This is a genomic window from Pseudomonas sp. Tn43, assembly GCF_014192635.1.
In the GTDB taxonomy this organism is placed as follows: Bacteria; Pseudomonadota; Gammaproteobacteria; order Pseudomonadales; family Pseudomonadaceae; genus Aquipseudomonas.
Genome location: NZ_JACHYG010000002.1, coordinates 563,109 through 575,426, shown reverse-complemented (window position 1 = coordinate 575,426; position 12,318 = coordinate 563,109). Strand labels below are relative to the sequence as shown.

Below are 12,318 nucleotides of genomic sequence, written 5' to 3'. Positions count from 1 at the left end.
CATAGGCCTATGCTTGTGCGGCCTACCTCCAAGGAGGTAGTGCAAGAGAGTCTTAAAACCCTTTATTTATCAGCTTGTTAAGAGTTTTTACCGACGCTTTTGCTGACAAGGAACTGTCGACAACTCTTTAGAGGTAGCGCGCCCGGGATCGGCGGCTAAACCCACTCTGGTGCTGCACATGCTCTGTTTTCCTGATTTGCTCCGGGACCTGCGCCGATGATGCGCTGGTTGCGCAGCTCCCTGCCCGCTCGCGCCGGGTTGGCGGTGATCCTGATCGCCGTGCTGGCGCTCGCCAGTTCGCTGAGCGCCGGGCTGATCGCCTGGTTCAGCCAGGGCGATGCCGCCGCCATCAACACCGCCGGCTCGGTGCGCATGGAGACTTATCACCTGAGCTGGAAACTGGCCGCGGGTGCAACGCCCGCAGAAATCGCCGCCATCACTGACAGCCTGCAAACCCGTCTCACCAGCCAGTCACTCAAGGCTGTGCTGGAAGATGGCCCAACCGCCGCCCTGCAAGTCAGTTATGGGAAAATCCAGCAACAATGGAACGAGGATTTACTCCCGGCACTGCTGCGCGGCGATGCGGCTGTCTTTCAAGTCCAGGCTCATTCCTTCGTTGAGCAACTGAACCAGTTCGTCAATCTGTTGCAGCGCCAGAGCGAACAAAAGCAAGGCTGGCAACAGGCGATCCAGGGCCTGGCCTTGTTCACCACCATGATTGTCCTGCTGATCGGGTTGTACGAGTTGCAGTACGGTGTCGTCACGCCCCTCAAGGAATTGGTAGACGCCACCCAGCGCTTTCGTCGCGGCGATTTCAAGGTGCGGGTCAACCATCAGTCCCAGGACGAACTGGGCCAGTTGGCCATGAGTTTCAATACCATGGCCGAGACGATCGAAGAATCCCATCGCACCCTGGAAAGTCAGGTCCGGCAGAAAACCCTGAACCTGCAACAAGCCAATGCCGCCCTGGAGCTGCTGTATCAAAGCAGCCGAAGCCTGGCCACCCGCCTGGCCAATGCCGAAGGTCTCGATCAGTTGATTCGACGCTTCCAGCAACGCTTGCCTGGCTTGCGCCTGTCGCTGTGCCTGCAAGGCCAACAGCAGGCACCGGCTCAACAGCTACTGGCCCTGCATGGTGCGAACATCCGCGAAGTCTGCGCCAGCAGTGACTGCGCCACATGCCAGAAGCACCACAAAGCCAATCCGCAAACTTTCAGCATCAGCAACCAGGGCAGTGAACTGGGTGAGCTCAAGGCACACTTTGTCGACGGACATGCCATGCAAGCCTGGGAAACCCAGCTGATCCAGGCCTTGGCCAACCTGATTGGCACCTCGCTCTCGCTCAAGCGCCAACGGGAACAGGATCATCGCCTGCTGCTGCTCGAAGAACGCACGATCATTGCCCGCGAGCTGCACGACTCACTGGCCCAGGCCCTGTCCTACATGAAGCTGCAAGTCAGCCGCATGCAGACCCTGATGCGCCGCGGCGAACCGGTCCAGACCCTGGAAACCGTTACCGTCGAATTGCGCGAGGGACTGAACAATGCCTATCGCCAGTTACGCGAATTGCTGACGACTTTTCGCTTGCAGATTCACGACGCGGGGCTGGTGCAGGAACTCAAGGACACCGCCGAGGAGTTTTCCCGGCGCGGGGAATTCCAGGTGCATTTGCACGTCGACACCCTGGCCTTTCAGCTATCGGCCAGCGAACAGATCCACATTCTGCAGATCACCCGCGAGGCGCTCTCCAACTGCTTGCGCCACGCCCATGCGCAAAACGCCTGGCTACAACTGCGCCAAGACGGCGAGACAGTCAGGTTGTCGGTCGAAGACGACGGTCGCGGCTTCAGCGGCAACGTCGACCAACGCGAACACCATGGCCTGAACATCATGGATGAGCGGGCTCGCAGCTTGCACGGCCAGCTGCAAATCCTCTCCAGGGAACCCCAAGGCACCCGTGTCCAACTGGAATTCCACCCGGAATTTCTCGGGCAGCAAACAGAAGGCAGCACCCTATGACCCCGTCCCCGCAACACAGAATCCTGCTGGTAGACGACCACCCGATGATGCGTCACGGCATTCGCCAGATGCTCGAACTCGAAGATGATTTCCTCATCGTCGGCGAAGCCAGCCAAGGTGAAGAAGCACTGGGGCTGATCGAGCCGCTTCGACCGGATCTGGTCCTGCTCGACAACAACATGCCGCAGATGAATGGCATCGAAACCCTGCGCCGGTTACGGACGATGAACTACACCGGCAAAGTGCTGCTGTTTACGGTGTCGGATGCAGAAGACGATATTCGCGACGCGCTGCGCCTGGATGCTGACGGTTATCTGCTCAAGGACATGGAACCGGAATTGTTGATCCAGTACATCCGCGATGCCTTGAACGGCGCCTTGGTTATCAGTCCGGGGCTGACTCAAGTCATGGCCCAGGCGCTGCGCTCGCCGCCGCGCCAGGCCGTGGTGGAACTGACCGAGCGTGAGCGTCAGGTGCTGAAAACCATCGCCAGCGGCTTCAGTAACAAGGTCATCGGGCACAAGCTGGGCATCACCGAAGGGACGGTCAAGGTCCACGTGAAAAACCTGCTGCACAAACTCGGCTTGCGCTCGCGGGTTGAGGCGGCGGTGTGGGCCATGGAACATCTGCGCAGTGCGGGCTGACAGGCATTCCTCTTTAGAGGTAGGCCAGCAGAGGCATAGGTCAATTGGCCTGCGCTCTCTACTATGACGGTCAGCGGAGGTACGCCATGCTGACCCACCCTTCCATCGTTTTAACGTTACGCCGTCATCATCTGTTCAGCCAATTGCCGGAAAAAGTCTTCGAGGAAGTCTGCAGCCTGGCCCTGCTCAAGCGCCTGAGTTGTCACAGTACGCTCATGCATCAAGGGGATCCGGCCAGGCGTTTTTTCTTGTTGGTCAGCGGCCAGGTCAAGCTGTACCGGCTCACCGGCGAAGGCCAGGAAAATCTGGTAGAGATCATCCAGCCCGGCCAGACCTTTGCCGAAGCCTTGCTGTTCAGCCAGGCCCGGCTCTACCCGGTGAGCGCCACGGCGCTGAAGGACAGCGTGCTGGTGAGCATCGACGGCAACCATTACCGCAATGCCCTGGAGGACCAGCCGAAAGTCTGTCTGGCGATCCTGGCGAGCATGAGTGTTCACCTGCACCTGCGTCTGCGCGACATCGATACCTTGACCATGGCCAGTGCGACTCGTCGGGTGATCAATTTTCTGTTCCAGGAACGCCACCCGGTGACCGGCCAGATTGTCTTGCAGGTGTCCAAACGCCTGGTGGCATCGAAGCTTGGGATTCAGCCGGAAACCTTCTCGCGGATTTTGCATCGTCTGGTGGAGTGCGGCCTGATCGCCATGGAACGTCGCCATATCAGCATCCTCGCTGAAGAGGAGCTGGCGGCTTTCCAATAGGCGAATTGACTGTCATCAAGGCGCAATGCCAGGCGTCTTGCACACTGGCAGCGTCCATCCACGGAGAGTGCAAATGCCCCGTTCAACCCTGCCTTTGGTTTACTCCTGCTCAGGCTGCTCCAACGTCGCCCAACTGGCCAACAGCCTGGCCGTGCGCCTGGACCGCAGCGGCCTGGCGGAAATGTCCTGCATCGTCGGTGTCGGCGGGCATGTGGCGGCGCTGGTCAACAAAGCGCGCTCGGGACGGCGGATTTTTGCGCTGGATGGCTGTCCATTGCAATGCGTTGAAAACTGCCTCAAGCAACATGGGCTGCATGCGGATGTGCATTTGATTCTTAGCCATTACGGGTTGCGCAAGCGCCATGGCGAGGACTGCACGCAGGCGCAGAGTGATGAGTTGTTTGAAGGGATCAAGCAGTTGATTGCCAGTGATGCTCGCCAGCATGTATCCCGCCAGGAAACGACGGCCTGAAGAACAACAAAGACCCTGTGGGAGCGGGCTTGCCCGCGATGGCGGACTGACTGCCGACCTATAGTTTTGGTCGGAGTACAGATCCATTCCTGCGGTAACGGCTTCTATCGGTTTCGCTTTTACAGCGAGTCACTTTCGAAAAGCCTGCGCGGCCCGGCGGAAAGTAATCAAAGTGCTTTTGCCCCTTTCGTTCGGTGCCTCGCTCCGGTCCTGCTTTCTTCAACGCCTGCGCGTATTGATCGTTCCCACGCTCCGCGTGGAAATGCATCCCGTGACGCTCCGCGTGACCAATGCGCAGGACTCAAGTCTTGCGTCGCGAGCGGAACGCGGAGCGTCCCCGGCGGCATTCCCACGCGGAGCGTGGGAACGATCAGTGTGGGAACGGCTTCCGTGGCTTTGCTTTGCTTTGCTTTGGCTTTGCTTTGGCTTTTGATCTTGATCTGCCCCGTCGGAAGGCCGAGCGCAGGTTCTGCGCAGTGGGCAACCCGGCATGGATGCCGGGTTAGCCGCCCCCGGCCATGGATGGCCGATGGCGGCGGGCCCACGGAGCAGGACCGGAGCGAGGGCATGCCGAGCCTGGGCGAGGCACCGTACGTCAGGGGCAAAAGCGTTTTGGTTACTTTGGCGCTTTTCCAAAGTGACCCGCCGTAAGGGCGGAACCCAAAGCCGCCGTTACCGCAGAAATGGATATGTACTCCGACCGAAAAACAGGTCGCCTATCAGGCCGCCAACCCCTTCCCCGCCCGCTCCAGATTGCGCCACAACCAAACAGGCAACACATCAGGATCCAGACTGTCGATCAGATTCTTCAACGTCAGCCCCAACTCCGTATCACCCTCAATCACCAAACGCCGGCGAAAGAACAGCGTATCCGGATCCTCCTGACGACTCGCCAACAGTAAAAACTCCCGCCAGTTGCCACTGATCGTCACATGCGCCACGGCCTGCTCGGCAATCCGCAACCCTTTACCACTGAGCGTCAGATACCAGGACAACCCCAGATCCGGAATCCGCAAGCACAACCAACGCCCACGTAAAACTTCAAACTCACCATCACGCAACGGCCCGGCGAGGCAGCGGTTCAGCGCCTGTTGCAACGCCAGCCGCTGCACGGCAAAAGGCACTCGGCGCACCAGCGGCAACACCCGGTCGGCACCTTTCAACAGCCACTTTTTTCGATTCAACACAGGCCGACCTCCTCGACACGCAACATTCCGGCCTGGCCATGCCAATAACCATTGCACCCTTCGACGAACAGCGGCGGTGTCTCACCCAGACGAACCCGCTGATAGGCCGCGATCACCTCGACCATGCCCTGAGCACGAGGGCTCAAGCGCAACAGATCGGCACCGCAGGCCACCAGGCCGGAGTAATCGGCCAGCAGATTGGTCACCTCGGCCGACATTGTCTGAATACCATTGAGGGTGAACAGCGCCTGCCCTTCCTGACTGGTCAGCGCCAGGCCGTCGGGGTAGTTGATGCAGCAAAACTGGCAGTCATCCTTGGGCCGGTTTTCCGCCCGGGCCGTAAAGCAGCGGGCCGAATAGGCCAACGGCAAATGCCCATACGCAAAGATTTCAACTTCCGGCACTGCACGGCCCAGTTCGCGCACCTGCCCGATCACATCGGCAATCAGCGCCGCCGAACATTCCACCGGCGGCACCCAGCGAGTCATGCCGCTGTCGAGCAGTTGCGCCAATGAGTGTCCGTTGTACAGATTGAGGGCCGGGCCGCCCACGAACGGCAACTTGCGTTCGGCCAGGAAATGCACCGCGCCCATGTCGTTGGCTTCCACCAGCAATTGGCCGTTGTCGCATAGCCGACGCAGGCTGGAGATCTCGGACGCCGCTTCGATCAGCGTAAGGCTGGAAAGCACCAACTGCGCGTGGCTGCATTCCTGCAACTCACGGCCTAGCCCCAGCCATTGATCCAATGAAAAAGCCCGACGTTTCGAACACACGGTTTCCCCCAGGTAAATCACATCCAGGGGCAAGGCCGACATCTCGGCGTAAAAGTGGCTGAGTTGTTCCTTGTCCCAATAGAACAGGACCGGTCCCAGGCTGAGTTTCATGTCCAATCCCTCATTGCCATGATCGATGATAAGCACCCAAGGTGGTCTGACTGCCTTCGGACAAACCGGCCAGCACCTGACGCCATTCCTCCTTGACCCGAAAACTGCCCGGCGCGCCACGATGGGCGTCCAGTGCCGCGCGCCAGACACGAGTGACTTGTTCGACATAGGCCGGGCTGCGTTGGCGGCCTTCGATTTTCACGGCTTCGACGCCGATGGCCGTCAGCTCCGGCAGCAAGTCCAGGGTGTCGAGGCTGGTGGGTTCTTCCAGCGCATGAAAGCGTTTGCCGCCGACCAGGAAACGGCCCTTGCACAAGGTCGGGTAACCGGCCGGCTCGTCAGGGGTGTAGCGATCGATCAGCACTTCGCTGAGGCGCGCGCTCAAGCCTTCGGTGTCCTCGCTCCAGCGCACCGCTTTGGCGGGCGAACAGACACCGCACAGGTTGGGCGACTCGCCGGTGATGTAGGAAGACAGATGGCAACGCCCTTCGGCCATGATGCACAAGCTGCCGAAACCAAACACTTCGATGGGCACCGGGCTGCTGGCAGCGACCTGGCGTACTTGCGCCAATGACAACACCCGCGGCAGCACCGCGCGGCGAATGCCATAGCGCTGCGCATAAAACTCCAGCGCGGCGGCATGGGTCGCCGAGCCCTGGACCGACAGGTGCAACGCCAGTTGCGGATGGCGCTGACTGGCGTAGTCGAGCACTCCGGGGTCGGCGGCGATAAGCGCATCGACGCCGAAATCAGCGGCACGATCCACCGCCCGCTGCCAGCGCTCCCAGCCCTTGGGTTGCGGGTATGTGTTGACCGCGACGTAGAGTTTGCGTTGATGCTGACGGATATGGGCGACCGCGGCGTCGAACTGCTTGTCGTCCATGTTCAGCCCCGAGAAATGCCGGGCGTTGGTGTCATCGCGAAAGCCAACGTAGACGGCATCGGCGCCTTGACGCACCGCCGCTTTAAGCGCAGGCAGGTTCCCTGCCGGGCAGACCAGTTGCATGGGTAATCCTCATGAAAAAACGCAGTCCGGGGCCTAATCAGTCATGGTTGGAATGCGCTTGTGGCGTGCTCGCGCTGGACTGCGCAGCAGGCCTAAATAACAGGGCCGCTTCGCGACCCAGCGGGAGCAAGCTCCCTCGCCACACAGTCTAGCGAGACCGGCAGGCATGGCCTTGACGGCAATCAATTGCCATCATTGCATCAGGTCGGCGAAGGACAGGAACATCACGTTGTCGTGCTTGAGCACTTGCTGCTCGCACTCGATCACCGCCAGCCCATCGGCCCAGCATGCGGCGGTCAACATGGCCGAGCTTTGCTGAGGGTGCAGTTCCACGCTCAACTGGCCGTCGGCACCGGGCGTCAATCGAGCCCGCAGGTACTGCCGACGCTTGTTACGCTGCAACCAGTCGAACCCGGCGGGCACGGCCAAGGGCACCGGCAGTACGTCAGTCACGCCTTGGGCCCTGAGCAGGAACGGACGTACCACCACCAGCGCGGTAATCAACGCCGCCGAAGGATTTCCCGGCATGCCGATCCAGGGTTTGCCGGCCACTTCACCAAAGACCAATGGCTTGCCCGGCTGAATGGCCAGCCGCCAGAAATCGACGTTGCCCAGTTCCTCGATAGCCTGTTTGAGGTGATCTTCCTCGCCCACTGACACGCCACCGGAACTCAACAGCAAGTCGCATTCCGAAGACGCCAGGCTCAACGCATGCCGGCTGGCCGCCAACTCATCGACCATGACGCCATAGTCGTGCACTTCGACGCCCCAGCCGCGCAACAAAGCGGCGAGGCAATACCGGTTGCTGTTGTAAATCTGCCCCGGCGCCAACGGATCGCCCGGCTCACGCAGTTCATTACCGCTGCTGAGCAGGCACACCTGCAACGGTCGATAGACCTCGACCCGCGCAATCCCGGCACCGGCCAACAACCCCAGCTCTTGTGCGCGCAGGCGTTTGCCGGCCTTGAGCAACAGATCCCCGCGGCGAACTTCCTCACCCTCCTTGCGCACGTGATCGCCCGCGGACACCGACGGCAACCAGACGCGCTCGCCCTCGACCCGGCAGCGCTCTTGCGGCACGACGGTATCGGCGCCCGGTGGCAATGGCGCGCCGGTAAAGATCTGCACCGCTTGCTGCGCGAGCAAGGGCGCGCACGCTTGATCCCCCGCCGCAATGCGCCCGCCAATCGATAAACAGCCACCCGCCTGGGGCAGGTCAGCCGCCCTGAAGGCATAGCCGTCCATGGCACTGTTGTCCCAGGCCGGCAGGTTCACCGGGGAATGAATGTCCGCCGCCAGTACTCGCCCCATGGCTTGATCCAGACGAACCCTTTGCGCCAGGGGCGGCGGCGGTGCCTGGTCCAGCAGACGGCTGATGGCCTCGTCCACCGGCATCAGGTTGCCGAGGTCGCACACCCGGCCGGTCATGAGCGTGTCCCGCAGGCGTCGATGACCCGCTGCGCTTGCGGTTTCAGATGAGGGGCGAAATTGCATGGGCCGGTGCGACTGTCCAGTTGTTCGAGCAGGATCTTGTTCCAGGCCGTCCGGCAGGCACCCGGCGAGCCTGGAACGCAGCACACCAGTACGCCGTTACTCATGCCGGCCAATGCCCGGGACTGCAGGCTGGACATGCCGATTTCCTCCAGAGACACCTGGCGGAACAACTCGCCGAAGCCTTCCACATGTTTGTCCAGCAATGGCAAGACCGCTTGCGGGGTGTTGTCGCGAGCGGTGAAACCGGTGCCGCCGGTCATCAGCACCACTTGCACCGTGGAATCGGCGATCCACCGGGAAACGGTGGCGCGGATCTGATAAATGTCGTCCTTGACCAGCTCACGATCGATCAGCACATGCCCGGCTGTTTGCAGCAAATCCGTCAGGGTCTGCCCCGACGTGTCGGTGTCAAAGGTGCGTGTATCGCTGATGGTCAGTACGGCAATGTTCAGGGGTTCAAACGTGCGTTGCGCCAGATGGGCCATATCCAGGTCTTCCCGTAGATGAGGGTATGGCCCGAAGCCTGAACCGGAATGGCGAGCGAGCCTATTCCTCCAAGGAGGTACCTCGTCAGGGACATAGAAAGAATGTGCCGGCACAAAACCTGTGGGAGCGGGCTTGCCCGCGATGGCGATACTCGACTCAACACATGTATTGACTGAAATGACGCCTTCGCGGGCAAGCCCGCTCCCACACTGTCCCCATCGTGTTCAAGGCGCCAACCGGTTTCGCTGCCACAGCCCATCACGCAACCGGTAGTCGAGACGGTCATGCAAGCGGTCGGCCCGCCCCTGCCAGAACTCCAGACGCTCAGGGCGCAAGCAGTAGCCGCCCCAATGTTGGGGACGCGAGACGGCCTGGCCAACGAAGCGCTTGATGGTGTCAGCCAGCATGGCTTCCAGCGCCGCGCGATCGGCCAGCGGACGGCTTTGCGGTGAAGCCCAGGCGCCCAGGCGACTGGCCATGGAACGGGAATCGAAATATGCATCCGACAACGCCGGATCGAGCCTGGACACCTGCCCTTCGATTCGCACCTGACGCTCCAGTCCCGGCCAGAAAAACGTCATCGCCGCATAGGGATTGGCGACCAGTTGTTGACCCTTGTCGCTCTGGTAATTGCCGAAAAAAGTAAAACCTTCATCGCTCAAGCCCTTGAGCAGCAGAACCCGACAGTGGGGCCGTCCTTCAGGGTCGACCGTCGCCAGCACCATGCTGTTGGCCTCGACAGGTGCGCACTCGGTGTCGCGGGCCTGCTGCAGCCACTGGCGGAACATTGCCAGCGGATCGTCCAGCGCCGCCTCCTCTCGCAGGCCATTGAGGGTGTAGTTGCGGCGCATTTGGGCCAGGGACAGGGGCATGGCGGTAATCTCCAGAAGGTTTTACGCAGTGTGCGAGGCACTGCGCAAGGCCACCTTGACCGCCATCAACACTGTCGCCTACTTGAGACGCAGCCGCCGCGCCAGTTTGTGCAGGTTGCTGGGATCGACTTCCAGAATCCGCGCGGCGCTGGCCCAGTTTTCCCCGGACAGGCTCAGGGCCTGGAGGATTTTCTTGCGCTGGTAATCGTCAACGGCTTCGCCCAAGGGCTGGAACGGCAGATCAACGGTAACGTCCAGGGATGGCTCGACCGCCGCCCCCGATGCCGCCATCGCGCTGTCGAGATCGAGAATTTCAGGCTCCAGCGTCATGATCAACGCGCGACTCGTACCGCGACTGAGCTGCTTCAACGCCGCCCGGCTGATTACGTGTTCCAGTTCACGCACATTGCCCGGCCAGGTATAAAACAGCAGCGCGCGTTCCGCCGCCGGCGACAGGCGCAAACCACGCAGGCCAAGCCGCGCCCGATTGAGTTCAAGGAAATGCCCGGCGAGCATCAACACGTCATTACCGCGCTCGCGCAGGGGCGGAATCGGCACCGGGTACACCGAAAGCCGGTGATACAGATCGGCGCGAAACAAGCCATCGCGGATGCTGTCCGGCAGGTGCCGGTTGGTGGCGGCGATGATGCGCACATCCACGTGCAACGGCTTGTCGGCGCCGAGGCGCTGGATCTCGCCGTTCTGCAGGGTGCGCAGTAACTTCGCTTGCACGCTCAAGGGCAGCTCTCCGACTTCATCGAGAAACAGCGTGCCTCCATTGGCGGCATCGAAGCGTCCGGCACGGTCACTGGTGGCGCCGGAGAAGGCGCCTTTGACATGGCCGAACAACTCACTCTCCGCCAGCGACTCCGGCAAAGCGGCGCAGTTAACGTGTATCAGCGGTTTGTGGTGGCGCCTTGAAAGACGATGCAAACGCCGGGCGAACAACTCTTTGCCGACCCCGGTCTCGCCCAACAGCAACACCGGCAGATCGGAGTCGGCCAGTACATCCAGCTCATTGAGCAACTGATGCAACACCTCACTCTGCCCCAGGATCTCGCCCTCCTCGACCGGCATTCGCAAATCCTGGGGATCGCTGCGGGACAGGCGCAAGCTGCGGTTTTCCTGCTCGAGCCGGGTGACCCGCACAGCGGCTTCGATCTGCAAGGTGCAGCGTTTGAGCTCTTCCCGCGCCCGGCTGTCGAAGGTCCCGGCGTGCAGCGCATCGAGGGTGATCGCGCCCCAGATCCGCCCCTCGACATACAGGCTCACGCCCATGCAGTCATGCACCGGCAGCGGCTCGCCGATGTGGTTGTCGAGCAAGCCGTCGTAAGGGTCGGGCAAGCGACTGTCGGGTTCGAACCAGGTCGGCTCGCGCGACGCCATGATTGCCGCCAGCCGAGGATGCTGGGCAATGACGAAGCGGCGCCCCAACGCTTCATGAACCAGCCCCACCGTCGCCACCGGCCTGAGGCTGTCGTCATCCAGACGCAACAAGCCCACGGCGCCACTGTTGAAGTATTCGCGCAGGGTCTGGACCAATCGTTGCAACCGCACGGCATTGGGCAACTCGACGATCAGGTCGGCTGCCAGGCTTTCTCGCAGCATGGTAGTAATCACCCTCTATGGTTGGTTTCACCCTGAAGCATCGGGGTTTGTATCACCACAACTAAAAAATAACCGATGTTTTTCAATCAGTTGAATATGGCACGTCGGATGCAATGAGCCTGGGAAACCGTTGAAACCCAAACAAGGAACCCTGATGAGCCAGACCCTATTGGAACAAAGCCTCGGCCAACTGGCCTGCGACATTCCCGGTGCCACCCGGATCTTCCACACCTTCAAACTGGACTTCTGTTGCGGCGGGCATAAAAGCCTGCGTGAAGCGGCCCTTGGCAAAAACCTCGATCCGGTCCTCATTGCCGACGCCCTGAACATTCTGCAAGACGCCGGCGAAACCCAGCACGACTGGCGTAACGAACCTTTGGGACTGCTGATCGCCCACCTTCTGACGCGCTACCACGCCCGACACCGCGAGCAACTGCCGGAGCTGATCCGCCTGGCCCGCCGCGTCGAGCAGGTCCATGGCGCGCGCAGCAGCTGCCCCAACGGCCTGGCCGATCTTTTGACCGACATGCAGCAAGAGCTCGAAGGCCACATGCTCAAGGAAGAACAGGTGCTGTTCCCGATGCTGCAACAAGGCATCGGTGCTCATGCGGTTCCGCCGATCCAGGTGCTGCGCTTCGAACATGATCAACATGGCGAAGCACTGGAGAAAATACTCGCCCTGACCAATGACATCATCCCGCCTGCCGATGCCTGTAACACTTGGCGCGCCCTCTATCGCGGGCTGCAGGAATTCAAAGATGACTTGATGCAGCACATCCATCTGGAAAACAACGTGTTGTTCATCAATGCCCTCAACCCTCGTCATTGATCGATCGCCAGTCACCGCCTACCCGCGGCAGCCTACCGGTTGACGCGGGTCTGGTT

At 61.0% G+C, this 12,318-nt stretch carries 12 protein-coding genes; 5 read left to right on the top strand and 7 right to left on the bottom strand.

Annotated features, from left to right (window positions below; all coding sequences use genetic code 11):
- Positions 1-216 precede the first annotated feature (216 nt).
- The 4 genes from FHW68_RS06970 (at position 217) to FHW68_RS06955 (ending at position 3,896) form a co-directional block, all read left to right on the top strand.
- Positions 217-2,019 carry a HAMP domain-containing protein gene (locus FHW68_RS06970; RefSeq protein ID WP_183679555.1) on the top strand — a complete coding sequence of 601 codons (1,803 nt, stop codon included), beginning with the start codon at positions 217-219 and terminating at the stop codon, positions 2,017-2,019.
- Positions 2,016-2,663 (top strand): two-component system response regulator NarL, encoded by a 648-nt coding sequence (narL, locus tag FHW68_RS06965; protein ID WP_095631837.1) that lies wholly within the window; start codon positions 2,016-2,018, stop codon positions 2,661-2,663. Before FHW68_RS06970 ends, narL begins: the two co-directional genes overlap by 4 nt.
- 86 nt (positions 2,664-2,749) lie before the next feature.
- A complete protein-coding gene (locus FHW68_RS06960; RefSeq protein WP_183679553.1) occupies positions 2,750-3,424 on the top strand; it encodes a Crp/Fnr family transcriptional regulator in 675 nt (224 codons plus the stop codon).
- 73 nt (positions 3,425-3,497) lie between these two features.
- Entirely contained in the window at positions 3,498-3,896 is a 399-nt protein-coding gene (locus tag FHW68_RS06955) for a putative zinc-binding protein (RefSeq protein ID WP_183679551.1), read from the top strand.
- Between the two features lie 719 nt (positions 3,897-4,615).
- On the opposite strand, the gene FHW68_RS06950 is transcribed toward FHW68_RS06955, so the two are convergent.
- The 7 genes from FHW68_RS06950 to norR all read right to left on the bottom strand — a co-directional run bounded on the left by FHW68_RS06950 (position 4,616) and on the right by norR (position 11,433).
- Positions 4,616-5,083, bottom strand: coding sequence for an SCP2 domain-containing protein (locus FHW68_RS06950; RefSeq protein WP_183679544.1), 468 nt, complete (start codon positions 5,081-5,083; stop codon positions 4,616-4,618).
- Positions 5,077-5,967 carry a U32 family peptidase gene (locus FHW68_RS06945; RefSeq protein ID WP_183679542.1) on the bottom strand — a complete coding sequence of 297 codons (891 nt, stop codon included), beginning with the start codon at positions 5,965-5,967 and terminating at the stop codon, positions 5,077-5,079. Before FHW68_RS06945 ends, FHW68_RS06950 begins: the two co-directional genes overlap by 7 nt.
- A gap of 10 nt (positions 5,968-5,977) precedes the next feature.
- On the bottom strand, positions 5,978-6,973 hold the full coding sequence (locus FHW68_RS06940; RefSeq protein ID WP_183679540.1) for a peptidase U32 family protein: 996 nt from the start codon (positions 6,971-6,973) through the stop codon (positions 5,978-5,980).
- A 192-nt stretch (positions 6,974-7,165) separates the two neighbouring features.
- On the bottom strand, positions 7,166-8,401 hold the full coding sequence (gene glp / locus FHW68_RS06935) for a gephyrin-like molybdotransferase Glp (protein WP_183679538.1): 1,236 nt from the start codon (positions 8,399-8,401) through the stop codon (positions 7,166-7,168).
- Positions 8,398-8,952, bottom strand: coding sequence for a molybdenum cofactor biosynthesis protein B (gene moaB / locus FHW68_RS06930; RefSeq protein WP_183679536.1), 555 nt, complete (start codon positions 8,950-8,952; stop codon positions 8,398-8,400). The genes glp and moaB overlap by 4 nt, the downstream gene beginning before the upstream one ends.
- 225 nt (positions 8,953-9,177) lie before the next feature.
- Positions 9,178-9,825, bottom strand: a complete 648-nt coding sequence (gene pdxH / locus FHW68_RS06925) for a pyridoxamine 5'-phosphate oxidase (protein WP_183679534.1) — start codon at positions 9,823-9,825, stop codon at positions 9,178-9,180.
- Positions 9,826-9,903: 78 nt separating this feature from the next.
- Complete coding sequence (gene norR, locus FHW68_RS06920) at positions 9,904-11,433, bottom strand: nitric oxide reductase transcriptional regulator NorR (RefSeq protein WP_183679531.1); 1,530 nt, start codon at positions 11,431-11,433, stop codon at positions 9,904-9,906.
- 154 nt (positions 11,434-11,587) lie between these two features.
- Between norR and ytfE the strand changes: the two genes are divergently transcribed.
- The gene (gene ytfE / locus FHW68_RS06915; RefSeq protein ID WP_183679529.1) at positions 11,588-12,262 is read left to right on the top strand and encodes an iron-sulfur cluster repair protein YtfE; all 675 of its coding nucleotides are present in this window, start codon (positions 11,588-11,590) and stop codon (positions 12,260-12,262) included.
- Positions 12,263-12,318 lie beyond the last annotated feature (56 nt).

Bases quoted from the DNA above. Each gene is read 5' to 3' on its own strand.
- FHW68_RS06970 (WP_183679555.1), top strand. From the start codon at position 217: ATGATGCGCTGGTTGCGCAGCTCCCTGCCCGCTCGCGCCGGGTTGGCG.
- narL (WP_095631837.1), top strand. From the start codon at position 2,016: ATGACCCCGTCCCCGCAACACAGAATCCTGCTGGTAGACGACCACCCG.
- FHW68_RS06960 (WP_183679553.1), top strand. From the start codon at position 2,750: ATGCTGACCCACCCTTCCATCGTTTTAACGTTACGCCGTCATCATCTG.
- FHW68_RS06955 (WP_183679551.1), top strand. From the start codon at position 3,498: ATGCCCCGTTCAACCCTGCCTTTGGTTTACTCCTGCTCAGGCTGCTCC.
- FHW68_RS06945 (WP_183679542.1), bottom strand. From the start codon at position 5,967: ATGAAACTCAGCCTGGGACCGGTCCTGTTCTATTGGGACAAGGAACAA.
- FHW68_RS06940 (WP_183679540.1), bottom strand. From the start codon at position 6,973: ATGCAACTGGTCTGCCCGGCAGGGAACCTGCCTGCGCTTAAAGCGGCG.
- glp (WP_183679538.1), bottom strand. From the start codon at position 8,401: ATGACCGGCCGGGTGTGCGACCTCGGCAACCTGATGCCGGTGGACGAG.
- moaB (WP_183679536.1), bottom strand. From the start codon at position 8,952: ATGGCCCATCTGGCGCAACGCACGTTTGAACCCCTGAACATTGCCGTA.
- pdxH (WP_183679534.1), bottom strand. From the start codon at position 9,825: ATGCCCCTGTCCCTGGCCCAAATGCGCCGCAACTACACCCTCAATGGC.
- norR (WP_183679531.1), bottom strand. From the start codon at position 11,433: ATGCTGCGAGAAAGCCTGGCAGCCGACCTGATCGTCGAGTTGCCCAAT.
- ytfE (WP_183679529.1), top strand. From the start codon at position 11,588: ATGAGCCAGACCCTATTGGAACAAAGCCTCGGCCAACTGGCCTGCGAC.